Source organism: Paenibacillus flagellatus, from assembly GCF_003217775.1.
GTDB lineage: Bacteria > Bacillota > Bacilli > Paenibacillales > NBRC-103111 > Paenibacillus_AB > Paenibacillus_AB flagellatus.
Genome location: NZ_QJVJ01000001.1, coordinates 457,422 through 480,879, shown reverse-complemented (window position 1 = coordinate 480,879; position 23,458 = coordinate 457,422). Strand labels below are relative to the sequence as shown.

Sequence of the window (23,458 nt, the reverse complement as noted above, 5' to 3'; positions counted from 1 at the left end):
CTTTTCAAAAAATCCGGAACGGAGTGTCGACATGAAACGTACCTGGTGGAAGGAAGCGGTCGTGTATCAAGTATATTGGCGCAGCTTCATGGATTCGGACGGCGACGGCTACGGGGATTTGCAAGGACTGATCGACAAGCTCGACCATATTCAAGAGCTCGGCGTCGACATCATATGGCTGAATCCGGTCTATGAATCGCCGGATCAAGATAACGGCTACGACATTTCCGATTACAACGCGATCATGGCGAAAGCGGGGACGATCGGCACATGGGAGACGCTGCTTCGGAACGTGCACAGCCGGGGCATGAAGCTGATCATGGACCTTGTCGTCAACCATACGTCGAGCGAGCATCCCTGGTTCGCGGAATCCCGTTCGTCGAGAGACAGCGCGAAGCGGGACTGGTACATATGGAAGGACGCGAAGGACGGTAAGGAGCCGAACAACTGGCGGTCTTACTTCTCCCCGTCGGCTTGGGAGCGGGACGAGCGCACCGGGCAATATTATTTTCATTCGTTCGCGGCGGAGCAGCCCGATTTGAACTGGGCCAATCCCGAGGTGCGGGAAGCCGTGTACGACATGATGCGGTTTTGGCTCGATAAAGGAATCGACGGCTTCCGCTTGGACGCCATCGCGCTGCTCGCGAAGCCGGAAGGGTACCCGGACGCCGCCGACCCGCACGATATCCGCTATTTGACCAACAATCCGGGCCTGCACGCCTACTTGAAGGAAATGAACGAGAAGGTGCTGCGGCATTACGACATTGTGACCGTCGGCGAGGCGGCGTTCGTCACGCCCGAGGAAGGCTTGAAGTATGTCGGCGAGGACCGGCACGAGCTGCATACGCTGTTTCATTTCGAAGTGGCCGACGAGATGCGGACCTGGGACATGCTCCGGTTCAAGGACATCCAGACCCGCTGGTACGAAGGCTTGAAAGGAAAAGGGTGGAACTCGCAGTTTTTGAACAACCACGACCATACCCGCCAAGTGACCCGGTACGGCAACGACGGCCGGTACCGCGTCGAATCGGCCAAGCTGCTGGCTACGATGGTGCACACGCTTCCGGGCACGCCTTACGTCTATCAAGGCGAGGAGATCGGGATGACCGGCGTCCGCTTCCCCTCGATCGACGATTACGACGACATCGCGATGAAAAACCGGTATGCCGAGGAAGTGGGCAAAGGCCGGGATCCGCGGGAAGCGTTCGAAAGCCTGCTCCCGCTAAGCCGCGACAACTCCCGCACGCCGATGCAGTGGGACGACTCGCCGAACGCCGGGTTTACGACCGGTACGCCTTGGATCAAAGTCAATCCGAATTACAAGGAAATCAATGCGGCGCGGGATATCGCCCGTCCGGATTCCATCTACCGGTATTACCAAAGGCTGATCGCCCTGCGCAAGCGGCATCCCGTCATGGTGTACGGGGACTACCGGGATTTGTCCGCGGGAGATCCGCATCTTTACGTTTATTCGCGCTCGCTGGATGACACGCGCTGGCTCGTCCTCCTGAACCATGCCGATCACGAAACGCCGTTCGCGCTGCCGGAAGGCTACTCCGATTCGAACAAAACGCTCGTACTCGCGAATTACGCGGATGTGGAAGGGAGCGAGTCGATCGTATCGGCCACGCTTCGTCCGCATGAGGCGCGCATCTACGCGTTTTAAAGAGCGGGTAACCACATCGGACGGGACCGACCGGAGGGGCCGATTCATCGCGGTGTTTACGGTCGTACCAACCACCGCTTGCAATCGGGCCACCAGCGCTCGCGGTCCCGGACATCCAGATGCTCCATGCCGCCCATCGAAATGCCGGCCAAATCCATGTCGGGTTCGACGTTAAGGGACGCCAGAGCCCAGTCGATCACTCGAAGCGTATCCAGCGCCGTCTGGCCGAGAATCGGCCACATGTGGCGCCTGAAGTTTCCGAATACCCGCGCAGCTACATCCTTTGACGATTCCGTTCCCCGCTGTCCGTGCTGGAAAGCATCGAGGCTCAGGGCAACAAAACCGTCCGCGGCCAAGTCCTGCAAATAGGGGACGGTGGTTTCTTTGGTGCCGCCCAGATGATGAAGAACGATGATGAGCCGCCGACGCGCATCGTCGACTCGATGCGGCTCAAACCAGATGGCGGGTATGTGATCGACCCATGCGGAAGAACCTTTTGAGTCGTGCCGGGGATTGCTCACGGCCGTTCCCTCCCTCTTTTATTCTTCGTTTGCCGTTCCCTATTTAGGTACGACATGGCGCGATTCAAGACGTTTCGGCAGGTTGGTCGCTCGTGGGGCGGCCGGCTTTGCCGAAGACGGACATGCCGAATAACAACCTAGCAGCGTGACCGTTTCTCTTCGCTCAGGAAACCCCCCAATGGTATGATGGCTATATGGTAGACGATTGGGCTGCCGTAAAAGTTGTCGTCTGGCTTTGGAATCCTTTTGAATCGGCTTTATAACGAATGCTGGGGAGTGAATGGGATGGCGGAACGGAATACAAGCGGGGTTGTAATCGGAATGGACGGCGGCGGCACGCATACCCGGGTGATGGTGGCGGATTGCGAGGGGAATGTGCTGGCTTACGTCGAGAAAGGCGCTTCCTCTATTCGCAAAGATTTGCAGGCGATGCAAAACGTGCGCGAAGCGCTCGAGGAAGCCCTGCTGCAGGCGGGTCGGGACATAAGCGAAGTCATGGCGCTGACGGCGGGGATGGCCGGGCTCGATTCCGAATCCGATCTGGAGTGGGTGCTGCCGATGACCGCGCTGGACGGACTGGATTGCCCGAAGCAGCACGTGAACGACGCCGTCGTGGCGCACAGCGGAGCCCTTCTGTCGGAGCCGGGCATTATCGTCATTTCCGGCACCGGCTCGATTATTTTTGCCATGAACGAGAATGGAAGAGCGATTCGCAATTACGACGCGCATCATTACGCCGCCAGTGCGGCGCGGTTCTTGAGCTATGACGCGACCTTCGAGCTGCTGGCGGGCAACGTCGACGACAGCGACCAGGACTTGGTGGACGAGATGCTTCGCTTCTGGGAGGCTCCCTCCGTCGAGGAGCTGACGCAGCTTGCGCTGCAAGGCTTCGTCGCCGATCGGCGGGAACGCAATCGCAAGTTTGCGCAGCTGGCTCCGGCGATTACCGAAGCGGCGATGGGCGGCAGCCGGTTGGCCCGCACCGTATGCGACCGCGCCGTCCATCAGATTGTGGTGGGCGTGGAAATTGTAGCGTCCCGGTTCTCCGGCTCCGAGGTCGCCGTCGCTTTAATCGGCAGCGTCGTCAACAGCGACTATTTCCAACGACAGCTCACTTCCGCCTTGAAGACCGGCAACAACAAGCGCTACCGGCTTGTGCCGCCGGTCTTCTCTCCCGTAGCGGGCGCCGTTCTGATGGCGTTGAAGCAGCTCGGCCTAACGCCCGGTCAAGCCGTTTTGCAACGTCTGGGGCAGCACCCGCGCTCGAGGCACGATTGACCTCGGTGCGACGCCGTCAGCGCACGCCGCTCAAGCTTCCGCCGGAGGCGAACAGCCGATCGATGCGCTTCTCGACCGCGGGGTCGGGAACGAGCGGAGGGGCGTGATGCGGCTTCGTCCGGGCGTCGATGACGACGTTGTCGCAGCCCCAATGCTTGAACGCGTACCCGCCGTTCACCCCGTAAATATCGTGCGACGGATTGCTCCGCGTAAAGGTCGCCCACAGGAAGTTGGCCAGCGACGCGCCGACGAACGAGCTGTCGTCGCAGAGCACGATCAACGGGCATTCCGGCATCGCCCCGCGAGCGCCGATCGCGTCCGTCAGCTCGCGCAGCTGCCGCTCGGCTTCGGCGTAGCCGACGAAGGCCGGTCCCTCCAGCGCGACGATTCCCGGCAGGACGAGGACGGGGTTGCCGTAATCCCGCAGACCGGCCAGCTGCGCCGGCACGTCGGTGCAAAGCTCGCGCTTCTTGCCGCCGCAGGCGGCGAAAACGACCTTGCTGCCTTGGTTGATGCCGGTCCCGGAATAATCCAGCGTGTCGATCGTCGTGTTCGTCTGGAAATGAACATCGCGCCTCAGGTCGATCCGCTCCAGCACGTACCGGAGAAACTCCGCTTCGCGATGCGTGCTGAGCGGCTCGTTCTCCTCAGCGGCGATGAACAAATATTTGGCAAGGCTCAATTGGCCCGTCCCGAGAATCCGGTTCGCGATCGTCAGCAGCTCGGCCGGCTGCTTCACCTCGGTATAAGGGGTGTACCGCTCGCTGCCGATCGCGAACAGCAGCGGGTGGACGCCCGCGGCGTCGACGGCGTGAACCTCCTTCACGCCGGGCACCTCCTGCTTGACGGCGTCGCCGGTCAATTCGTGGATCAGCGCCCCGAACGCCGTATCCTCCTGCGGCGGCCGGCCGACGACGGTAAACGGCCAGATCGCGTTGCGCTTCGCGTACACCTTCCGGACGCGAAGCACCGGAAACGGATGGACGAGGCTGTAGTAGCCGAGATGGTCGCCGAACGGCCCTTCCGGCTTCGTCTCGCCGGGGTGAATCTCGCCCGTAATGACGAAGTCGGCGTCGAGGCTGATGCAGAAGCCGTCCGCATAGCTGTACCGGAACCGGCGGCCCGCCAGCAAGCCGGCGAACGTCAGCTCGCTTAACCCTTCCGGCAGCGGCATGACGGCCGAAAGCGTATGGGAAGGCGGTCCGCCGACAAAGATGCTCGCGCGGAGCGGCTCGCCCTTGCGGTTCGCCTTATGCTGGTGGATGCCGATACCCCGGTGGATTTGGTAGTGCAGGCCGATTTCCTCGTTCGTCGCATAGTCGTTTCCCGTCAGCTGCACCCGGTACATGCCCAAATTGGCGTTCATGACGCCCGGCTTGTCCGGGTCTTCGGTGTATACTTGCGGCAGCGTGACGAACGCGCCCCCATCCATCGGCCAATGCTTGATCAGCGGCAGATCGGTTATCGCGATTTCCTCGAAGCCGGAAGCGCCGCCCCCCTGGCGGAGCGGCAGCGCCTTCGTCGCCGCCAGCGCCGCGCGGACATGCCGAAACGGCTGCTTCAACGCTTTCATCGGGTCGTTGCGCAGGGCGATGACATTTTGCGTCGATTGCCACGTTTGCCGGAATATATACTTGCTCCGCTCGAGCGTCCCGAACAGGTTCGAAACGGCCCGGTACCGCGATCCCTTCACGTTCTCGAACAAAAGGGCCGGACCGCCCGCCTCGAAAACCCGCAGATGAACCGCGGCCATTTCCAAATCGGGATCCACCTCTTCCCGGATTCGAACGAGATGGCCGTGCCGTTCCAGGTCGTTGACGCATGCTTCCAATGTTGGGTACATCGTGGGTTGCTCCTATCGCCGGCAGCATAACGCTGCGGAATGTCGAAACGCAGTACCCTTATTTTACATGTTCCCACCGGGCTTGAAAAGAAAAGGAGCGGCGCCGACCGGCAGCCCAACCGGCGGAATCGGCAATCCGTAAGAAATTTGTCGCGAATGCGCGTATTATACTTAAAAGAACGGGCACCGACGGGGGCTCGAAGGAAGAATAGAGAGAGGGAGATCAGGACATGCAAGCAAGCAAGCCCGAGAGCGAATTTCTTTCCCTGCTTGCGGCACCGGCCAGACGGGCGCTCGAGCACAACGGCATCACTACTTTGCAGCGGCTTTCCACCTATAGTGAAAAAGACATTTTGCAATTTCACGGCATGGGGCCCAAATCGCTGCCGATCCTTAGGAAGGCTTTGCAGGAAAACGGACTATCGTTCAAAAGCTAGCAAGGCGGACCGACCGACGCCTATTCGGCACGATTTCCCATGCCGCGGAAAGCCGGAAACCGTCCAATGGTACGGTTCGCAGGGCCAGGTACGAAAAAAATGCGTAATTTTCAAGGCCGGAAACCTCCCCAATAATGAGGGTGTGCAGTAGCGATAACATCCTGCGGAAACGGTGAGGTGACCGGCTTTGAGAATAATGGCGATCGTGGCGCATCCGGACCTGAATGGCTCGTATGAGGCCGATCCAAGCTACGCTGACCCGATGCAACGGCACGTTCCTCCCTTCGTTCGTCTCCTACAGCCCGTCGGAGGCCGATTTGGGCAAGGAAGCGGTCCGCTATGCCGAGCATGTCCAGAGCGCGATCGTCCGGCTCGCCCAATAACGGAGTCGAACCGATTTTCGTTGTACGCCCCCGCCGTTTTATATAAAATGGACGAAAGCGGACATTTCACGGCAAAAGAGGGGATAGCGTTGACGGAACATTCGAACCATTGCTGCGGCTCCGCGAGTCGATCGACGATCGGCGACGTCCGGCACGGCCGGATCGAGCCAATCGCATCGGAGGAGCCGACGGCGGCCGACTGTTCGTCCGGGTCCGGTATCGCCGCTCGACGGGACGGCATGGTCCTCGTCCCCGGGGGCACGTTCTGGATGGGCAACAGCGGCAAGGACGGCTTTCCGGCGGACGGCGAAGGGCCGGTCCGGGAAGTGACGCTGAGCCCGTTCTACATCGACGTCTGTACCGTTACGAACGAACGGTTCGCCGAGTTCGTCAAGCAGACCGGCTACAAAACCGAAGCGGAGAAGTTCGGCTGGTCGTACGTGTTCGAATCGTTTTTGACGCCGAGGCAAGCCCCGTTCCTGATGGGACGCGTCCAAGGGACGCCCTGGTGGCTCGGAGTGAAGGGCGCCTTCTGGCACCAGCCGGAAGGGCCGGGCTCGACGATCGAGGACCGGATGGACCACCCGGTCGTGCACGTGACGTGGAACGATGCGGCGGCCTACTGCCGCTGGGCCGGAAAGCGGCTGCCGACCGAAGCGGAATGGGAATATGCCGCGCGCGGAGGGCTGGACCGCAACGTTTACCCTTGGGGCAACGAGCTGACACCGGAAGGCAAGCATATGTGCAACATTTGGCAGGGGACGTTCCCCGAGCACAATACGAAGCGCGACGGCTACGCGGGCACCGCTCCGGCCCGTTCATTCGAGCCGAACGGCTACGGCCTGTACAACGTATCGGGCAACGTTTGGGAGTGGACGGCCGACTGGTTCGGCGCCACGTATTACGCGGAAGGCCCGCCGGTCGACCCGATGGGTCCCGTCTCCGGCGACCGGCGCAGCATGCGCGGAGGCTCGTACCTGTGCCACAAGTCGTATTGCAACCGGTACCGAGTGGCGGCACGCAGCGCCAATACGCCCGACAGCTCGTCGGGCAACATCGGCTTCCGCTGCGCGGCGGACGTTTGATTTTCATGGTGTAAGGAACCGGCTCGCTCGTCCGTTACTTTCTTGGGGAAGGAAAACAAGGAGCGAGTGGGACTTACGATGAACATTCGTGCCGTACAGATGCCCGCCTTTACCGTCGTCGGCATCCGGGCTTCCGGAACGATGAGCGGGCTGGGCGCCCCGGTACGCCAAGCTTATGTCGATCTGCTGAGACGGCGGGAGGACATCCGCAATGTGAACGATCCCGGCACCGTCTATGGCGTTTCGCCTCCGAATTATAAGGGGAACCCCGGTCCGCTCGACTTTTACGTATGCTTGGAAGTCGACCCTATCGCGAACGTTCCTCACGGGATGGTGCATCTCCATCTCGTGCCGCATTTGTATGCGGAGGCCGTCTACCGGGGACCGGAGAAGCGCAAGGTCGAAGCGTACGATGCGACGAGCCGGTGGATGCGGGAGAACGGATACGTCTATGACGACGTCACGTATTACTTCGAACGATACGGGGAGCGGACGAAGCTGCTCGACCCGGACGACGAGGACAACGAAGTTCTCGTCTACTGCCCGATCAGACGCAAGGAGGAAGGGAGCGAGTAACGATGGACGAACGGCGCTATCCGATCGGCAAATTCGTATGGGAGGGAGACGCGCCCCCCTCCCGGAGGGCGGCTTGGATCGATGACATCGCCGTCCTGCCGGACCGGCTCGCGGCCGCGGTCGGCGGGCTGGACGAAGACGGACTCGACACCCCTTACCGCGAGGGCGGGTGGACCGTCCGCCAAGTCGTGCACCATGTGGCGGACAGTCATATGCAAAGCTATGCGCGATTCAAGCTCGCGCTGACCGAGGATAATCCGACGATCAAGCCCTACGCCGAAGGAAGATGGGCGCTGCTCGAGGACGGCTTTCGGGCGCCGGTCGGCGTATCGCTCACACTGATCGGGGCGCTTCACGAACGATGGGCGATCCTGCTGAGAGCGATGGACGACGCCGATTTCGCCCGCACGTTCGTCCACCCCGAGACGGGGAGGACGCTGCGGCTCGACTATACGTTGGGATTGTACGCCTGGCACGGCAAACACCATACGGCGCACATTGCGTCGCTTCGCGAACGGGCGGGCTTGTAGGTTAGAGCCGGATCGGCGCCCCGTTCGCGGCGGCTTCGCCCGGGCGGGCGGCCGCCTTGACGATCGAAAACGCCCGCGACCGGTTATTCCGGCTTCGCGGGCGTTTGTTCGATCAGCCGGTCCAGCTCCCGGACGACCTCTCCGATATCGCCGAACGGCTCGTCGAGTTGCAGCAGCCGGCGAATGAAGCGGCGTACGCCGGACGGGAGGTCCAGCTCCTCCTCCCAGCCGCGTTCCGGCTCATTCTCTTTCGGCTCGAACTCCGCATACAACAAAAACAGCAGGAAATGACCGAGCGCGTAAAAATCGCTGGCCGCGACAGGCTCCCGCCGAATCCGCTTCTCCTCGGCGTATCGTTCCGTCTCTTCTCCGTCGACGGGTTCGTCCGATACCGGACATGCGAGCCCGAAATCGATCAGCGCCAGCGTGCCGTCCTCCCTCAGCATGACGTTCGGAATCCGGATATCCCGGTGCACGAAGCCGGCACGGTGCACGTAGGCGACGATGTCCGACAGCCGTCGCAAGAGCCGCAGAGCTTCCGGCAGCGCGAAGGTTCGCTCGTCCGCGAACAGGACGTCCTCCAAATTCCGTCCCCGCTTGTATTCCATGACGAGGAATAAATCCCGCCGCTCCCGAAAACGCCCCAGCAGCTTCGGCACGCCCGGATGGTCGAGTGCCGCGAGCGTCGCCGCTTCCCGCTCGAAGATCGGCTTCCCTTTGCGTCCGCCGCGCTTGCTCGGCTTTACCTGCTTGACGACACACGGCGCACCCTCGTCGTGAAGGTCGGCGCACAAGTAGCTGATGCCGTAGCTCCCGATGCCGAGCACGCGCTCGACGCGATAGCGTCCGCCGATTGCGGCGCCGGGGCGCAGCGGCCGGTCCAACGCCGCTTCCCGCAATCGCTGCAGGGCGATACCCGCCGCCGCCTGTATTCCTTCCAACCGTTTCCCGATCCGGTTCCGCATCGTCCTCGCCCCTCCGTTCCGTCCTCTGCCGCTGCCGTTTTTCCGTAATACGGTCGGACTTCGCCAATCGTTTCATTTTCTTCCGTGCGAATGCTGTCGAACGGGCGTTGTATTCGCGAACGCCGTTTGGGAAACAATGGAGACAGACCGTCCCGGGGAGGGAACGATATGTCCGTTTATCTCGTCGTAATGGCGATTGCGGGAATTGCGGCTCTGCTGTCGCTCGTTCGGACGAAAAGCGTGCTTCATCCGCTCGAAGCGGCCGCGCTGTTCATGGCCGCCTCGGTTATCGTGCAGCAATCGTTCGTCATCGTCGCCTTCTGCTTGCGATGGAAGGAAGCGACGGACGAAGGCGTCGGCTTCTGGATGTTGGCGGTCAACCGGGACGTGCTGATGCCCGCCCTCTTCGTATGGCTCGTCCGAATAGGAGCGGACGCCCGGCTCTCGCTCGCCGCGAGGGTGACGGCGGGGGCGCTCGGCTTCGGCGTCTGGACCGGCGTAGAGGCGCTGCTCGCCAAGCTGGGCTTGATCCGCTTCGTCCGTTGGCCCTTCGCATACTCGATTCTGGAATGGATGACGATTGCCGGGGCCGTCTTTGCGATGTATGCGGTTTGCCGCCATTTGATCAGGAAAGCGTGTGTCCGCCATGATTTTGTTTCCGGCCGTCGCCTTTGACGCGAACGAATGGTTTGTGTTGATCAGCGCCTTGTTCGTCATCTTGTACGCGTTATGGCTCCCGAATCGGTTTCCGTTGTTCGTGACCGGTTTTATTCTGCTGTTCAACATTTTTTTGGGCGTGTCGGTCGATTTCACGATCGGCGTTAAGCCTCTCGACCTGTACGACGTCAACGATTCGCCGCGGTTCGAATATATGGACTTGGCGATTTACTTCATCTCGTATCCGCCCGTCGCCTACATCGCCCTCCATTATTACGACCGCCACAAGCCTCGGGGATGGACGCTCGTCCTGTTCGTGCTGGGCTGGGCCGCCTTGACGACCGGGCTCGAATGGATGGCCGACAAGGCCGGGACATTCCAATACAACCGGTGGCGTCTGGAATGGTCGTTCATCGTCTACATCGCGGTATACGCCATTAATATCGCGCTGCTCGCGACGATCCGACGGCTGCTGCGAATTCCGGTTCCGGGCGCGGGGAAAGGCTGAGCCGGTCTTATCAAACGTTCCGCCGTCTGGTACACTGTTGCCATAGAGGAAACGGGGTGGAACGAATGGCCGTATCGATCCGTACGATGCAGGAGGCCGATATCGCGGACGTCCGGCGGGTCGCCCGTACGACGTGGCACGCGACTTACGCGGGCGTGATCCCGGAGCCGGTGCGGACGCGCTTTCTCGACGCGTTCTACTCGGACGAGGCGCTGAAGCGCCGAATGGGGGGCTCGCTGCTGCTTGTGGCCGAGTCGGAGAGGGGGATCGTCGGGTTCGCCAACTTCTTCGAATCGCGGCGCGACCCGGAGGAAGCGGAGCTCGGCGCGATCTATATCATGCCCGACGCGCAGAGGACCGGAGTCGGCTCCATGCTGCTGGCCGAAGGAATCGGCCGGCTGGCGGGGACGAAGCGGCTGTTCGTGAACGTGGAGCGTTCGAACCGGAACGGCCGGGCGTTCTACGACGCGAGGAAGTTCCGGATCGTAGGCGAGACGCAGGAGCTGTTCTACGGTCATGCGCTGACGACCGTCAAAATGCGGCTCGATCTCGCTTGTCGGGACGCCGAATGACGCCTCCCCGGGATGCTTCGGGGACGGAAGAACGGCTCCCGATCGCTTTTTGTAACAAAAATGAAATATAGTTTTCATCTTCCTTTAACGTTGCCTGTCTATAATAAATCTCGACCCCCTTTTTTCATATATAACGTTTAGACCCGCGACCCGTTGTTGCGGGTCTCTTTCTGTTCGCCGTCCGATTCCGAGCGCCCTGTATGAGTTAGATCGCCCTCCCCCGGGGATACTACCGGTAAAGGAGGGGCATTATGGCAGAACGATTGGATTCTTTTCGTTATGGGGACGAGCGGATCAGCGATACCGAGCTGTTCATTACCGTCAGCTCCATGATTATGGGAGTCGGCATTTTGTCGTTGCCCCGGCTGATCGCCCAGTCGACGAGCTCGTCCGACGGCTGGATCTCGATCCTGATCGCGGGCGTGTCGGCGATCGCTTTGGCGTGGACGCTCGGCAAGCTGGCCGCCCGGTTTCCCGGCATTTCGTTCTTCGAATACAGCGCCAAAATCGCCACGAAGCCGGTGGCCGCCGTCATCCATGTGCTCGTCTGCATCTACTTCCTTCTCTTCTTGTCTTACGAAGTGCGGGCGATTTCGAGCATCTTGCGGGAGTACATGTTCGACCGGACGCCGGTCGAGGTGCTTGCGCTCGCCTTCGTACTCATCGTCGTCTATGCGGTGTGCGGCTCGCGGATCGGTCTCATCCGGTTGAATTTGCTTTTTTTTCCGTTCGTCACGGCCATCGTCGGCGTCGTCATGTTCATGAGCCTGCCTACGATGCATTGGGAGCACCTGAAGCCGTTATTCGTCACGCCGCTGCCCGGAATTTTATCGGGGAGCAAGGAATGCGTTTTCTCCCTGTTCGGGTTCGAGGTCGTGCTGTTCTACGCGCCGATGCTCATGAAGCCGGACAAAGCGCCCAAATCGGCCGCCATCGGGGTTTTCCTCCCGCTCTTGCTTTACTTGGCGATCTACTTGATCGTCATCGCCTCGTTCTCGAACGAGGTGACGGCTTCGGTCATCTACCCCACCGTCGAGCTGGCTAAAGGCATCGAGGTGCCGGGCGAATTTTTCGAGCGGTTCGAATCGCTGTTTTTTACGATCTGGATGATGACGATTTTCAATTCGTCCTTCATGACGCTCGACATCGCGTCCATGGCGCTGCACGCCCTCGTGCCGAAAGGGACGAAGCAGATGTGGGCGATTTCGGTGGCGACGGTCTGCTACATCATCTCGATGATCCCGGAGGACGCCAAGGAGGTGGCGACGCTCAGCGATTCGGTCAGCTACGTCGGGGTGGTCGCGGTCGGCCTCATTCCGGTCATCCTATACGCGATCGCGATCGTGCGCGGGGTGAAGAACCATGGGTAAGCGAACGGTTATGCGGCTTGTCGCCGCCGTCGGGCTTGTCGTCTTCTGCACCGGCTGTTGGGATCGCGTCGAAATCAACGAGCGGGGATTCGTCATCGGGGTCGCCATCGACCTGCCGGACGAGAAGGGGAGCGAGGCGGAGAAGGAGCAGACCGCGCTCAGCAAAGTGCACGGAGACCGCCGGTTCAAGGCGACGTATCAATTCGTCTCGCCGGGCTCGCTCCAGTACGGAGGCAAGGGCGGAAGCGGCGGCGGAGGGGGCGGAGGAAGCTCGGCCGCGTTTTACAACGTGTCGTCGGTCGGGGATTCGATGGACGTCATCTCGCGCGAGTTCGCCTCCCGGGTCAGCCGCAGTCCTTACTTCGAGCATTTGAAAATGATCATCATCTCCGAAAAAGTGGCGAGAAGCAAAGCGATGTTAACCGACGTGCTCGACTTTTTTTTGCGGGACCATGAAATGCGCCGGGGCGTCAAAATCATGATATCGAGAAGCGAGGCGGCCTCGGTGCTGGACGTACGTCCGCCGAACGAAAAGCTGCCGGTCATGTACTTGAATTCGGTAACGGAAAACGTGCGCAAAACGTCCCGGATGATTCCGGAGACGAAGATCGGCGACATCCACGAGCATTTTCTGCGGCGCGAAAGCTATGCGCTGCAAAGCGTTCAGTCCAATTCGGTCGAGGCGGCCGTCGCCGGAGCGGCGGTCATCCAGGGCGGGACGAACGTGCTGGTCGGATTTCTGGACGAAGAGGAGGCGATCGGGCTCAATTTCGTTACCAACCAGGTGCGGGGGGGCGTCATCAAGGCGAAGGCGAAGTCCGACGCCATCGTGTACGACATCCAGAACAGCAAGCGGAGCATTTCCGCCGATCTGTCCGATATTCGCCAGCCCCGGTTTCGGATATCCATCGAGACGGAAGGCTTGATCGGCGAATCGCTCGAGTCGCTCGATCTGTTGAAGAACGGGACGCTGGGCGACATGGAGGAAAGCGTCGCCCAAGAGATCGAGCGGCTCGTCACGAATGCGATCAAAAAGCTGCAAAACGAATATAAGGCGGATGTCGCCGGCTTGAACGCTTACTTGAGACGCAACCATTACGGCGTCTGGAAAACGATCAAATCCGACTGGGAAACGGGGGACCGTCTGTTCATGCGTGCCAAGATCAGCGTGGAGGCGAAGGTGACGATCCGCCGAATCGGTACGGTAAATCAGACGAAGCGAAAAGGCGATTGACGGGGGCGAGGCGGCCGGCTCGCTCGCCGCAGCTTCATTTCAGCCATTTCGCCCAGAAACCGGTCTTTTTGCGGGTGCGACGGGAGCGGGGCGGGTAGAAGGGGGGCGCGTCGGCTTTCGCCGGCGCTTTCGCTTCGCCGCGTGACCATAGCACCGCGCGTTCCGTATCGGTGACGCCTTCACGGGTCATGATTCAACTCTCCTTTCGGTTCGGGCTGGTAACAGTGTCGCCCAACTCCGGGATGGCGATACGGGGCTGTTCGTCCGGAGCAAAACGTGGTATGATCGGTTAGACATCCGATTGATCCGCGAGGAGGAGCTTTCCATGGACGTAGGCTCGTTAAGCGCCGCCTTCACCCAATTCAAGCAGAGCGATCTTCCGCTGCAGGTCGGCATCCGGCTTCTCGACAAAGCGAAGGAAAACGCCGAAGCGCAAGGCGCCCAGCTCGTGCAGATGCTGCAGCAAAGCGTTCAGCCGCATTTGGGCGGGCGTCTCGACATTCGCGTCTGACGCGCGCGGGGCGAATCGCCGACGGAAGGCAAAGCCGTTTTTCCCGTCAAGGGGAAGGCGGCTTTTATCCATTTCAATCGACCCGGAGGAGATGACAACGTGGCAAGACCCGCTATCCAAGCGACGGCCCCCGTCGCGAATACCGTTTTTCCGATTTTGTTCGCCATCAGCATCGTTCATTTGCTGAACGATTCGATGCAGTCGACCGTATCGGCGCTGTTCCCGATCCTGAAAGATTCGCTGCAGCTGTCTTATAAGCAGATCGGCCTGATCGCGTTCGCGATGAACATGACCGCCTCGATTTTGCAGCCGGTCGTCGGGACGTACGCCGATATCCGGCCTCGGCCGTATATTTTGCCCGCCGGCGTCTGCTTCACGCTGGTCGGCGTCGTCATGCTGGCGCTTGCACCGAACTTCGCCACGATCCTGCTCGCCGTCATCGCGATGGGGATCGGCTCCGCGGTGTTTCATCCCGAATCGTCGCGCGTCGCGTATATGGCCGCGGGCAGCAAGCGCGGGCTCGCCCAGTCGATATTCCAGGTCGGCGGCAATATCGGCAGCTCACTCGGACCGATCATGACGGCGGTGCTGTTCGTGCCGCTCGGCCAGTTCGGCGTCATCTGGTTTACGTTCGTGGCGCTGGCGGGAATCGCGATTCAATATTACGTGGCCGGCTGGTACAAGCGGGAGCAGGCGGCCAGACGGGCGCCGGCGAAGCGCGGGACGGCGTCGGCCGGGGAGCGGGTGATGTCGCTCTCCCGAGCCCGAATCGTCTTCGCGATCGTCATTCTCGTGTTCCTCGTCTTTTCGAAGCACGTATACATGTCGAGCATTACGAGCTTTTATTCGTTTTACTTGATCCACGATTACGGCGTGACGGTCGAGCACGCGCAATGGTTTCTGTTCGCGTTCCTCGTCGCGTCGGCGGCAGGGACGTTTTTCGGCGGCCCGCTCGCGGACCGGTTCGGGCGCCGCAACATCATTTGGCTCTCTATCTTCGGTACGGCGCCGTTCTCGATTGCGCTGCCGTACGCCGACCTGTTCTGGTCGGGAGTGCTGTGCGTTTTCGCCGGTTTCGTGCTTTCGTCGGCTTTCTCGATCATCGTCGTCTATGCGCAGGAGCTGCTGCCCGGCAACGTCGGCCTCATCTCGGGACTGTTCTTCGGCCTCGCGTTCGGTCTCGGCGGTCTCGGCTCCGTCGTGCTCGGCTGGATCGCCGACGCGACGAGCATCGCGTACATCATGAAGCTGTGCGCCTACTTGCCGCTGCTCGGCGTGCTGGCCGTGCTGCTGCCGAAAGACCGGCATGCGGCCGCGGCGTCGTAAGCGAGCGCGGCACGATGCGCGCCAACCGAAAAACGTCCTTCCGCCCACAAGGCGGAAGGACGTTTTTTTGCCGTTATTCAGAGCCGCCCGCTTCCGATGCCGCGCTTGGCCCCGAACGCCGATACGGCGCGATGGACGATCCACAGCACGCTGGCGGCGAACATCACGTCGAAGCAGACGTTGAACAGGAACAGATGCTTGCTCAGATCGGCCTCTCCGTCGCCGATGACCGGGATGAGGAACGCGACGATGCCGATGAGTCCGACGACGGCGAACGTCTCGGCGTATAACTTGCCCCCGAGTCCGTCCGCCCTTCGATGCGATACCCAGAGTACCGCATAGAAGAGGAGGCAGAACGGGACGAGAAACCAGAGCGTATTCGGCAGGACGGTCCGCTTCGTCTCGCTCCACCAGCCGAACTTGTCGGACACGGCGCCGCGCGGCATCCCTTCGCTTTTCTCGTACGTGCCCAAGTAATACGGGCGGATCGTCATGCCGTTCTCGGCGGCGATCTCGAGCTTCTGGACGAGACGGACCGGATGCTTCAAGTAAAACAGCGCGATTTTCGCATGGCTCATATGGTTGTAAAACGACTCGTACAGCCGCGGATCCCGCTGCGGGATCGGCGTATTCGGCGTGAAGAAGTTCGTCCCGGCCAAGACGGCCAGCTCCTTCGGGACGCCGAGCTCCTCCAGATCGCGCTCCGGCGTCGGCGAATCTTTGACCACGCCGTAAAACACCGTCTGGTACATGTTGATCTCCTTCAGCTGCTTCGGCGCGAGCACGTACATGGCGAGCGAGCCGACGGCGAGGAAGGCGGAGAAGCCGATTACCGTTTTGCGCCAAGCCGAATCGCCGCGATGCCGAAGGAAGCGGATGCCGAGCAGGGCGAGCAGAATGCCGACGGGCGCATTCTGGACTTTGGAGCCGGTCAGGAAGATCGCGCAGACGAAAAAAGCGACCAGCAGCTTCCGCGACGGCTTGTCCGACTGGGCGAGACCGAGCGCCAGAGCGACGGTCAGCAGCAGGAAGACGAAGGAGACCGGCTCGCCGAACAGCGAGTTGAAGTAGCCGATATAGCCGATGTCGGCGAAGACGAAGACGAGCGCGAGTCCGAGCGCGATGCGCGAGACGAGCGGCAAATGCCGGTGAAACCGCATGACCGCGTAGAAGGCGGCCAACAGCAGCGGACTGTAGACGAGCGCCATCGAGCGCATATCGAAGACGGTCGTGTCGAAGACGAGCCGGTTCAGCCAAGTCGCCACAATGACGAGCGGCACTTGGGTCGAGACGTAGCCACCGATGCCGATCGACGTCAGCTTGAACTCGCGGATGAAGTAACCGAAATATTTGTCCTCGTAAGAAAGATTCGGGTCCAAGTAATCGAGCCCGGCGGACGTCATGATGCGCAGAAAGTCGCCGTTGTCCGCGATGCCTGCGATCGGGCGCACCATCAGCACGTAGACGAAAACGGCGACGGCGGCCACCATCGTCCAAAAGCCGGTGCCCGGTCTGAATTTCATGATGACGATTCACCTGCCTGTCCCGAGACGGTTCGTACCGTCCGGAAAGTAAAATATTTGTGCCCCGCATAATTCGCTATCGTGTACAGCCCGGTTCCGAGCAGCGCCGCGGCATCGTGGATGCGGGACTCCGGGAAGGCCGGAAGCAGCGCGGAGAGCAGCTTTCCGCCGAGGAGCCCGACGCCGTAAGAAAGTCCGTAGCAGACGACGGTAACGGTAAGATACCTCCACAGGCTGCGGCCGACGCTCGCGTCCGAGCGGAACGTGAACCGTTTGTTCAAGGCGTAGCTGACGAGCGCTCCGACGCCGTTGCCGATAAACGTGGACGCCCAGTAACCCGCTCCGGCCACGTGAAGCAGAAGGGCGATGACGGAAAGGCCGACGAGCGTATTGAACACCCCGACCAGCAAAAATCGAAGAAACGACCGGTCGATCCAGGCGAGCGGGTTCATCGTCCGTACTCCCGGCCGAGGACGCGTCCGGCTCCTTCCGCCGATTCGTCGCGGAAGCCGTCCCCGTCCGCCGCCGCGCCGTTCCCCGATTCCGCTTCGGCTCGGGCGTCCTTCTCGATAATGTAGAGCGGACGGCGCTTCACTTCCTTGTATATTTTGCCTATGTATTCCCCGATAAGGCCGAGACTGATCAGCTGGATGCCCCCGACGAACCAGACGGACACCATAAGCGACGCCCAGCCGGTGACGGTATTGCCCGCCAGCTTCTGCACGACGGCGTACAGCCCGGCGATGACGCTGAGCAGGAACAGGGCGAAGCCTGCCGCCGTTACGAGCCGGATCGGGGTTACGCTGAGCGACGTGATGCCGTCCCAGGCGAACGACAGCATTTTTTTGAGCGGATATTTCGATTCGCCGGCGAACCGCTCGTGGCGGTCGAAGTAGACGCGCGCCGACTTGAAGCCGATCATCGGCACGATGCCGCGAAGGAACAAGTTCACTTCCTTGAACCGTTCGAGCTGGTCGAGCGCGCGCCGGCTCATGAGCCGGTAGTCGGCGTGATTGTATTCGATTTTGGCGCCGAGCCGGCTCAGCAGCTTGTAGAACATTTGCGCCGTTCCGCGCTTGAAGGCGGTGTCGGTGGCGCGGCTTTGCCGGATGCCGTAGACGATGTCGAAGCCTTCGCGGTACTTGACGACGAATTCGCGAATCGCCTCCGGGTCGTCCTGCAGGTCGGCGTCGATCGACACGGCGCAGTCGGCCGTCAGACGGGCGCGGTGCAGCCCGGCAAGCAGCGCGCTTTGGTGTCCGGCGTTGCGGGCGAGCTTCAGCCCGGCTACGCGCGGATTCGTGCGGCGGTACGACTCGATCAGCTCCCACGTCCTGTCGCGGCTGCCGTCGTCGACGAACAGCATGAAGCTGCCCGCGGCTACGAGCTTCTCGCGGACGAGGCGGTCGAGCACGTCCGTCAGCCGCCGCACCGTTTCGGGCAGCACCTCTTCCTCGTTGTAGCAAGGAACGACGATGCCGAGCACGGGCGGTTGTACTGTCGTTGCCAACATGAGTTCTCCTCCAACTATCCAAGTTTTGCTAGATGGCTCTCTCTATGGCCCCTATCATAACGTTTCGGAGGCTGGAAATCAAATGGGACCGGAGCCGGGAAACCGGTGTCCGGCCTTGCTGGAGCCGCTTCGGCAAGCGAAAAAAGCCGCCCGACGGAGCGGCTTTCGGCTGGCTGTTTCGGCTTCGGCAGAGCCTCAATCGTCGAGGCGGATGTCGATCGGCTGCGCCTTCGCCGCGCGCTTCGCGACGAACCGGTCCTGCAGGCGGCCGCCCCACGACTCGAACCGTGCGGCGAAGGCGCCGTACGCGCGCGAGCCGACGATCCAATCGGCCAGCTTGACGCAGCCGTAAGCGAACGCCATGCCGGCGAACACGTCGATGACCCAATGGATCTTCAGATACATCGTCGATACGATGATGGAGACGCAGTACGTCCCGATCCACCAGCGGTACCAGGCGCTCTTCTCGCGCAGGGAGAGCAGCAGGCCGGCGAAGGCGATCGACGTGTGCATGCTCGGGAAGCAGTTCATCGCGGTGGAGAACTGCTGCTCCGGCGTCAGCGCCCGTTCGAGCAAGTCCGGCGTGCCCTGCACGAACCAGACTTCCTGCAGCAGAATAATGTTGTAGAACGGCAAAATGAGCGGAACCTGCAGCAAGTAGCCGGCAAGCGAGTACCGTCCGAACTTTTGCACGTCCTTCGTGAAAAACGCGCGGATGACGCATATCCAATACGACAGCGCGAAGCCGTAATTATACACCCATTGGAAATACCGGGTCAGCCATTCCGGCTGCCATATCCGGAACAACGAAGCGTCGTTGAACGGGATCGCATTGAACGTTTCGTTCCAATTGAAGATATGGTGGAGGCTGGACGTCTGGTACGCGACGACGCGGTGCCACATCGGGTTCGCATAGTTATAGATGAGGAAAAAAAGAAACAGCACGACGAGGCCGAGCGGCATGAACCGCCCCCAGCTGATCGCCTTGGCGTCCTTGCGGGTGCCGATCAAGGCGAGCGCCAGCACGAGCATGCACAGCACGCCCCAATTTTCCACCCGCGTAATCGCAAAAATAATAGCCGCGGTCGCCGCGACCAATACGGCCATATACACTTTTCGTGCGGACAAGCGTTCCGTGCCCCTTTCCGGTCTGGCAATCTCCTTTACACCACGTTAACCATACTAAATTTGCGCCGCTCCCGCAATGGGCCCAAGGGCGCCCCATCGTTTTCCTGGCCCGAACGTATATTCGAGGCAGCTTGTTGTCGGATTGAAGCGGAGCGGCGGCCCGCCGCCGCGGCTACTCGTCCCGGATGCGCTGCAGCAGCTTGGCGGCCTCGTTGCGGTCGGCGACCTGAAGCTTGTTCAGCAGATTGGAGACGTTGTTCGCGACCGTTTTGACGCTGATGTGCAGCCGCGCGCTAATCTGCGCGTTGCTGTCCCCCGCGGCGATGCGCTCCAATATTTCCAGCTCGCGCTTCGTCAGCTCCGACAGCTCCGGGTACTTGGCCGGATCGGCGGGCGCCGGCGCGGAGAAGAAGCGGATCATCCGCTCCGCGATGTCGGAGCTGAACACGGCTCGGCCGCTGCCGACCATCCGGATGGACTGAAGCAGCTCGTCCTCGTCCGCGTCCTTGAGCACGTAGCCTTTCGCCCCGGCCTGCATCGCGGTGAAGACGGATTGATCGTCTCGAAACATGGTCAGGATGAGCACTTCGATGTGCGGGTAAGCTTGGCGGATTTGCCGGGTTACCTCGATTCCGTTCGCGCCGGGCATCCGGATGTCCATCAGCACCAAATCCGGCTGAAGCGCTTCGGTCAGCTCCAGCGCTTCGTCGCCCGACGAAGCTTCGCCGACGACGTTCAGATCGTCGGTCGTGCCGAGCAAGTTTCGAACCCCTTTCCGAAACAGAGGATGGTCGTCCGCAATAATGATGTTCAACGGGGTACGCTCCTTTCTATAAGGGAAAACTGGCGGAAACGCGCGTTCCGCCTTGCTCCATGCGCTCGATCGAGCATTGGCCGCCCAGCTCGGCCGCCCGCTCCCGGATCGAGCCGAGTCCGATGCCTCCGGCTCCGCCCGCCGGCTGCGAGCGGGCGGGAATGCCGGTGCCGTTATCGGCGATTTCAACCGCAAGCTCCTTGCCCGCCGAGACGTCCAGACGTACGGTGCAGGACGTCGCTTTGGCGTGCTTGACGACGTTCGCCAACGATTCGGTCACGATGCGGTACACGGCCACTTCCACCGCCGCCGGCAAGGACGGAAGCGGAGTCGGGGTGAGCAGCCGGATGTGCAGAGCATCGGGCCGCCGTTCGCCGGACGGGGACAGCGAAGCTTTGTTCAGCTCGTCGATCCGGATTTGGAGAGCGCCGACAAGCCCCAGTTCATCCAGCGCGGGGGGACGAAGCTCGTGAACGAGCGTGCGAATTTCTTCGACGGTGGAGCGGATCATCTGCCTCAGGTCGGACAGCATTTCGATCGCCGCCGCGGGCTCCTTCGCGACGTACTTTTGGGCCGTCGCCGCGTTCAGCGCCAGCGCGGCCAGCCTCGGGGCGAGATCGTCGTGCAAATTGTTGCGGATTTGCCGGCGCTCCTCCTCGCGGGCCAAGACGAGCTTCTCCCGCGATTCCTGCAAGTCGCGGACGAGCAGCTGCATGCCGAGCGTCATGTTGACGTTTTCGACGATCGGCCCCGCCTGTCGCAGCAGGACGTCGAGCAGCTTGCCGTCCTCGGACGAGAACGCTTCTCCCGGCGAGCGGCTGGCGAGATAGAGCGTTCCGACTTCTTCGCCCCGATGTATGATCGGAAACGTATGCGGATCGTCGACCGGCTCTCCCTCGGAGGCGACCATCGTCTCGTGACCGCCTACGCCGAGAGCGATTCCCGTATAGGGCAGCCGAAGCGCCGTCTTCACCGTCCGGACGACGGCTCCCAGCATGGCGTCCGGCGGCAGCGGACGGATCAGCTGATTGCCGAGATCGAGCAGGACGCCGTAAGGGTCGTCATGCCGGCCCTTCATGAGCCGGTTGACGTGGCGCTGCAGCCACTCCTTGAGCGGAGCGAACGCGACGGCGACGACGGCGGAGGCGAGCAGCGACTCGACGAACCGGTTTTTGGTTTGGAACAGCTGTCCCAAGTACAGCACCGCAAGCGTATACAGCAGCACGACCGCGACGGTCAGCGCCGCGTAGACGAGCGTACGGTTGACCAGCGGATCGATGTCCCACAGCCTTCTTCGCGTGACGGCGAGCGTAAGCGTAACGGGAATCGCCGTCAGCGCCGCATTGAGCACGGCGTTCAGATAGACGTACGTCGGCGCGGAACCGTCGTGGAACTGCGGATCGAACAGCATGCTCATGCCGATGAAGCCGATGAAGCCGATCGAAACGCCGAATACGACCCATTTCGTCTGCTGCCGCTCCGCCGGGGAGGACAGGCGGCGGAACCGGTACACCTGCGAATAGATGAGCACCAGGGTAGACGAAACGTACCACCCCAATTGAAGGTACGCGGGGATGTCCAACGCCTCCCACATGGAGCCGCCATAGGCCAAATTCGCGGCGGATACCGTCGCGATCACCGCGAAGATGAGGCGGGACCATCGCGGCACGAAGCGGCCGTCGGGAAACACGAAGAACAAGAGCGAAATCGTAATCCACCCCAGCATCGAGACGACCGAAAACCAAAGATGGTCGAAGCCGGAGCCGCCGGAAGCGACGAAGGCGAGCGAAGGAAACGACGTTCCGAAAGCGACCATGGCGAGCGCGGCGAGCAGCGCGACCGGCTCCCGGAACCCTTTCCACAGCAAAATCGCGGAGCAAACGTAAAAGGCGAACGTAAACCCGACGTCGATGAGGACGAATAAGAGAGCGTACGTCTCGAGCGGCCATCCGCCCTCCGGCAAAGGCATCGCCGGAACCAAATTGCCGCAGCCGTGCGAAAGGCAAGTGGAGACGAGCTCCGCGTAATAGGACGGGATGCTGCCGACATACAGCGAAGCCGTAATCAGGGCGAAGACGACGACCAGCACCTGCAGGGCGATCCGCCCCCAAGCCGATCCTCTTGATGAGGATAAGACCGGCAGGTCCGGCCTCCTTCCTTTTTCCGGCGGGGGGGACAATCGTTCGTTCGGTTGCAATCGTTCCATGGTTCCATCCTTCCGCATCATTAGCCGATTCTTCTTATTATAGCTTCCTCCCCGGCGCGTTGAACATAGGAAGGGACGATATTCCCGGCGCGCTTCCCGATCCCGTTCCCGCCTTTCCCGGATCGGGACGCCGAATATTCTCGGCCCAACGGGATTCCGTTCTCTGGCGGCGGGAGTGTCCCTCCGGTTACGATAAGCGCATCGGCTCGATACAATAGGGAGGATGAACGAAATGAACGGAACGCAATTGGTCAAAGCGCTGGGCATGATCTGCTTGCTGGCCGGCGTGGCGCGGATCGGCATGACGCCGACCTCGATCGTATGGGGAACGGACAGCCCACAGGAGCTGACGTTCGGCTTCATCGCCTGCGTGCTCATGTCGGTGGGGACGATCGCCACGTACATGGTGCAAGCGAGGGAAACGGGATGGATCGGCTTCGCGACGACGCTCGCGATCATCATCGGCAATATCGTCACGACGGCGATGGTCTGGTCCGCGTTCGCCACGGGCGACCCGAGCGTCATCCCGGAAGGCGCGTTCGTGTCCGTGTCCCGGCTGTTGAACATGGTCGGCCTTATGGGCGGCACGCTCGTGTTCGCCGTGCTCACGTTCCGCGCGAACGTGTTTCCCCGCTGGGTGGCGGGCTTGCTCGTCCTGATGATCTTGGGCGCTTTCCTGCCGGTCGAGGACAACAAATATTTCGCCTTCTTCTGGGGACTCGCATACGTAGGAATGGGCTACTGCATTTGGGCGGGCAAATTGAACGTTTCCCCGGCCCGCAACGATTCCGGCGCGTCGGTAAGCCGATGAA

General features: G+C 61.3%; 24 protein-coding genes and 1 pseudogene. 15 read left to right on the top strand and 10 right to left on the bottom strand.

Features of this window, described 5'->3' with window-relative positions:
• The first annotated feature begins 31 nt into the window (after positions 1-31).
• The gene (locus DLM86_RS02235; RefSeq protein ID WP_110838321.1) at positions 32-1,666 is read left to right on the top strand and encodes a glycoside hydrolase family 13 protein; all 1,635 of its coding nucleotides are present in this window, start codon (positions 32-34) and stop codon (positions 1,664-1,666) included.
• A gap of 56 nt (positions 1,667-1,722) precedes the next feature.
• Here DLM86_RS02235 and DLM86_RS02230 read toward each other — a convergent pair whose 3' ends face one another.
• Positions 1,723-2,187, bottom strand: coding sequence for an alpha/beta hydrolase family protein (locus DLM86_RS02230; RefSeq protein WP_110838320.1), 465 nt, complete (start codon positions 2,185-2,187; stop codon positions 1,723-1,725).
• A gap of 285 nt (positions 2,188-2,472) precedes the next feature.
• On the opposite strand from DLM86_RS02230, the gene DLM86_RS02225 reads away from it, so the two are divergent.
• Positions 2,473-3,465, top strand: a complete 993-nt coding sequence (locus DLM86_RS02225) for a BadF/BadG/BcrA/BcrD ATPase family protein (RefSeq protein WP_110838319.1) — start codon at positions 2,473-2,475, stop codon at positions 3,463-3,465.
• Between the two features lie 16 nt (positions 3,466-3,481).
• Here DLM86_RS02225 and DLM86_RS02220 read toward each other — a convergent pair whose 3' ends face one another.
• Positions 3,482-5,308 (bottom strand): UbiD family decarboxylase, encoded by a 1,827-nt coding sequence (locus tag DLM86_RS02220; protein ID WP_110838318.1) that lies wholly within the window; start codon positions 5,306-5,308, stop codon positions 3,482-3,484.
• A gap of 245 nt (positions 5,309-5,553) precedes the next feature.
• Between DLM86_RS02220 and DLM86_RS02215 the strand changes: the two are divergent.
• The 5 genes and pseudogenes from DLM86_RS02215 to DLM86_RS02200 all read left to right on the top strand — a co-directional run.
• Positions 5,554-5,745, top strand: a pseudogene (locus tag DLM86_RS02215) (DNA-directed RNA polymerase subunit alpha C-terminal domain-containing protein); the annotation flags it as partial.
• A 233-nt stretch (positions 5,746-5,978) separates the two neighbouring features.
• Positions 5,979-6,128 (top strand): hypothetical protein, encoded by a 150-nt coding sequence (locus DLM86_RS31955; protein WP_158289280.1) that lies wholly within the window; start codon positions 5,979-5,981, stop codon positions 6,126-6,128.
• 89 nt (positions 6,129-6,217) lie between these two features.
• Positions 6,218-7,213: a formylglycine-generating enzyme family protein gene (locus DLM86_RS02210; protein WP_245954302.1), complete on the top strand. Its 996-nt coding sequence runs from the start codon at positions 6,218-6,220 to the stop codon at positions 7,211-7,213.
• A gap of 78 nt (positions 7,214-7,291) precedes the next feature.
• Positions 7,292-7,789, top strand: coding sequence for a GyrI-like domain-containing protein (locus DLM86_RS02205; RefSeq protein ID WP_110838316.1), 498 nt, complete (start codon positions 7,292-7,294; stop codon positions 7,787-7,789).
• A 2-nt stretch (positions 7,790-7,791) separates the two neighbouring features.
• Positions 7,792-8,319: a YfiT family bacillithiol transferase gene (locus DLM86_RS02200; RefSeq protein ID WP_110838315.1), complete on the top strand. Its 528-nt coding sequence runs from the start codon at positions 7,792-7,794 to the stop codon at positions 8,317-8,319.
• An 83-nt stretch (positions 8,320-8,402) separates the two neighbouring features.
• On the opposite strand, the gene DLM86_RS02195 is transcribed toward DLM86_RS02200, so the two are convergent.
• Positions 8,403-9,284 carry a serine/threonine protein kinase gene (locus tag DLM86_RS02195; RefSeq protein WP_110838314.1) on the bottom strand — a complete coding sequence of 294 codons (882 nt, stop codon included), beginning with the start codon at positions 9,282-9,284 and terminating at the stop codon, positions 8,403-8,405.
• A gap of 168 nt (positions 9,285-9,452) precedes the next feature.
• Between DLM86_RS02195 and DLM86_RS31950 the strand changes: the two genes are divergently transcribed.
• The 5 genes from DLM86_RS31950 to DLM86_RS02170 all read left to right on the top strand — a co-directional run bounded on the left by DLM86_RS31950 (position 9,453) and on the right by DLM86_RS02170 (position 13,625).
• The gene (locus tag DLM86_RS31950; RefSeq protein ID WP_158289279.1) at positions 9,453-9,959 is read left to right on the top strand and encodes a hypothetical protein; all 507 of its coding nucleotides are present in this window, start codon (positions 9,453-9,455) and stop codon (positions 9,957-9,959) included.
• Entirely contained in the window at positions 9,931-10,449 is a 519-nt protein-coding gene (locus DLM86_RS02185) for a CBO0543 family protein (RefSeq protein WP_110838312.1), read from the top strand. The genes DLM86_RS31950 and DLM86_RS02185 overlap by 29 nt, the downstream gene beginning before the upstream one ends.
• Before the next feature lie 65 nt (positions 10,450-10,514).
• Positions 10,515-11,021, top strand: a complete 507-nt coding sequence (locus DLM86_RS02180; protein WP_110838311.1) for a GNAT family N-acetyltransferase — start codon at positions 10,515-10,517, stop codon at positions 11,019-11,021.
• A gap of 251 nt (positions 11,022-11,272) precedes the next feature.
• A complete protein-coding gene (locus DLM86_RS02175; protein ID WP_110838310.1) occupies positions 11,273-12,391 on the top strand; it encodes a GerAB/ArcD/ProY family transporter in 1,119 nt (372 codons plus the stop codon).
• Entirely contained in the window at positions 12,384-13,625 is a 1,242-nt protein-coding gene (locus DLM86_RS02170) for a Ger(x)C family spore germination protein (RefSeq protein WP_110838309.1), read from the top strand. The genes DLM86_RS02175 and DLM86_RS02170 overlap by 8 nt, the downstream gene beginning before the upstream one ends.
• Before the next feature lie 34 nt (positions 13,626-13,659).
• On the opposite strand, the gene DLM86_RS31945 is transcribed toward DLM86_RS02170, so the two are convergent.
• Entirely contained in the window at positions 13,660-13,815 is a 156-nt protein-coding gene (locus tag DLM86_RS31945) for a hypothetical protein (protein WP_158289278.1), read from the bottom strand.
• 135 nt (positions 13,816-13,950) lie between these two features.
• Between DLM86_RS31945 and DLM86_RS02165 the strand changes: the two genes are divergently transcribed.
• The gene (locus DLM86_RS02165; protein WP_110838308.1) at positions 13,951-14,136 is read left to right on the top strand and encodes a YjfB family protein; all 186 of its coding nucleotides are present in this window, start codon (positions 13,951-13,953) and stop codon (positions 14,134-14,136) included.
• A gap of 99 nt (positions 14,137-14,235) precedes the next feature.
• Positions 14,236-15,462, top strand: coding sequence for an MFS transporter (locus DLM86_RS02160; protein WP_110838307.1), 1,227 nt, complete (start codon positions 14,236-14,238; stop codon positions 15,460-15,462).
• Between the two features lie 77 nt (positions 15,463-15,539).
• On the opposite strand, the gene wsfD is transcribed toward DLM86_RS02160, so the two are convergent.
• The 6 genes from wsfD to DLM86_RS02130 all read right to left on the bottom strand — a co-directional run bounded on the left by wsfD (position 15,540) and on the right by DLM86_RS02130 (position 22,646).
• Positions 15,540-16,985, bottom strand: coding sequence for a glycan biosynthesis hexose transferase WsfD (gene wsfD / locus DLM86_RS02155; protein WP_110838306.1), 1,446 nt, complete (start codon positions 16,983-16,985; stop codon positions 15,540-15,542).
• Positions 16,982-17,437, bottom strand: a complete 456-nt coding sequence (locus DLM86_RS02150) for a GtrA family protein (protein WP_245954301.1) — start codon at positions 17,435-17,437, stop codon at positions 16,982-16,984. The genes wsfD and DLM86_RS02150 overlap by 4 nt, the downstream gene beginning before the upstream one ends.
• Positions 17,434-18,498 carry a glycosyltransferase family 2 protein gene (locus DLM86_RS02145; RefSeq protein WP_110838305.1) on the bottom strand — a complete coding sequence of 355 codons (1,065 nt, stop codon included), beginning with the start codon at positions 18,496-18,498 and terminating at the stop codon, positions 17,434-17,436. The genes DLM86_RS02150 and DLM86_RS02145 overlap by 4 nt, the downstream gene beginning before the upstream one ends.
• A 195-nt stretch (positions 18,499-18,693) precedes the next feature.
• Positions 18,694-19,626 carry a phosphatase PAP2 family protein gene (locus tag DLM86_RS02140; protein ID WP_146250137.1) on the bottom strand — a complete coding sequence of 311 codons (933 nt, stop codon included), beginning with the start codon at positions 19,624-19,626 and terminating at the stop codon, positions 18,694-18,696.
• A gap of 172 nt (positions 19,627-19,798) precedes the next feature.
• Positions 19,799-20,440, bottom strand: a complete 642-nt coding sequence (locus tag DLM86_RS02135; RefSeq protein WP_110838303.1) for a response regulator — start codon at positions 20,438-20,440, stop codon at positions 19,799-19,801.
• A gap of 16 nt (positions 20,441-20,456) precedes the next feature.
• Positions 20,457-22,646 carry a GAF domain-containing sensor histidine kinase gene (locus tag DLM86_RS02130; RefSeq protein WP_158289277.1) on the bottom strand — a complete coding sequence of 730 codons (2,190 nt, stop codon included), beginning with the start codon at positions 22,644-22,646 and terminating at the stop codon, positions 20,457-20,459.
• 232 nt (positions 22,647-22,878) lie between these two features.
• Here DLM86_RS02130 and DLM86_RS31940 point away from each other — a divergent pair, with 232 nt between their 5' ends.
• Positions 22,879-23,457, top strand: a complete 579-nt coding sequence (locus tag DLM86_RS31940) for a hypothetical protein (protein ID WP_158289276.1) — start codon at positions 22,879-22,881, stop codon at positions 23,455-23,457.
• Position 23,458: the final 1 nt, after the last annotated feature.

What these genes read in the sequence shown, in the direction of transcription:
- DLM86_RS31950 (WP_158289279.1), top strand. Translation starts at nt 9,453, where the DNA reads ATGTCCGTTTATCTCGTCGTAATGGCGATTGCGGGAATTGCGGCTCTG.
- DLM86_RS02200 (WP_110838315.1), top strand. Translation starts at nt 7,792, where the DNA reads ATGGACGAACGGCGCTATCCGATCGGCAAATTCGTATGGGAGGGAGAC.
- wsfD (WP_110838306.1), bottom strand. Translation starts at nt 16,985, where the DNA reads ATGAAATTCAGACCGGGCACCGGCTTTTGGACGATGGTGGCCGCCGTC.
- DLM86_RS31940 (WP_158289276.1), top strand. Translation starts at nt 22,879, where the DNA reads ATGAACGGAACGCAATTGGTCAAAGCGCTGGGCATGATCTGCTTGCTG.
- DLM86_RS02235 (WP_110838321.1), top strand. Translation starts at nt 32, where the DNA reads ATGAAACGTACCTGGTGGAAGGAAGCGGTCGTGTATCAAGTATATTGG.
- DLM86_RS02170 (WP_110838309.1), top strand. Translation starts at nt 12,384, where the DNA reads ATGGGTAAGCGAACGGTTATGCGGCTTGTCGCCGCCGTCGGGCTTGTC.
- DLM86_RS02145 (WP_110838305.1), bottom strand. Translation starts at nt 18,498, where the DNA reads ATGTTGGCAACGACAGTACAACCGCCCGTGCTCGGCATCGTCGTTCCT.
- DLM86_RS02220 (WP_110838318.1), bottom strand. Translation starts at nt 5,308, where the DNA reads ATGTACCCAACATTGGAAGCATGCGTCAACGACCTGGAACGGCACGGC.
- DLM86_RS02175 (WP_110838310.1), top strand. Translation starts at nt 11,273, where the DNA reads ATGGCAGAACGATTGGATTCTTTTCGTTATGGGGACGAGCGGATCAGC.
- DLM86_RS02195 (WP_110838314.1), bottom strand. Translation starts at nt 9,284, where the DNA reads ATGCGGAACCGGATCGGGAAACGGTTGGAAGGAATACAGGCGGCGGCG.
- DLM86_RS02205 (WP_110838316.1), top strand. Translation starts at nt 7,292, where the DNA reads ATGAACATTCGTGCCGTACAGATGCCCGCCTTTACCGTCGTCGGCATC.
- DLM86_RS31945 (WP_158289278.1), bottom strand. Translation starts at nt 13,815, where the DNA reads ATGACCCGTGAAGGCGTCACCGATACGGAACGCGCGGTGCTATGGTCA.
- DLM86_RS02185 (WP_110838312.1), top strand. Translation starts at nt 9,931, where the DNA reads ATGATTTTGTTTCCGGCCGTCGCCTTTGACGCGAACGAATGGTTTGTG.
- DLM86_RS02150 (WP_245954301.1), bottom strand. Translation starts at nt 17,437, where the DNA reads ATGAACCCGCTCGCCTGGATCGACCGGTCGTTTCTTCGATTTTTGCTG.
- DLM86_RS31955 (WP_158289280.1), top strand. Translation starts at nt 5,979, where the DNA reads ATGAGGCCGATCCAAGCTACGCTGACCCGATGCAACGGCACGTTCCTC.
- DLM86_RS02165 (WP_110838308.1), top strand. Translation starts at nt 13,951, where the DNA reads ATGGACGTAGGCTCGTTAAGCGCCGCCTTCACCCAATTCAAGCAGAGC.
- DLM86_RS02225 (WP_110838319.1), top strand. Translation starts at nt 2,473, where the DNA reads ATGGCGGAACGGAATACAAGCGGGGTTGTAATCGGAATGGACGGCGGC.
- DLM86_RS02180 (WP_110838311.1), top strand. Translation starts at nt 10,515, where the DNA reads ATGGCCGTATCGATCCGTACGATGCAGGAGGCCGATATCGCGGACGTC.
- DLM86_RS02130 (WP_158289277.1), bottom strand. Translation starts at nt 22,646, where the DNA reads ATGGAACGATTGCAACCGAACGAACGATTGTCCCCCCCGCCGGAAAAA.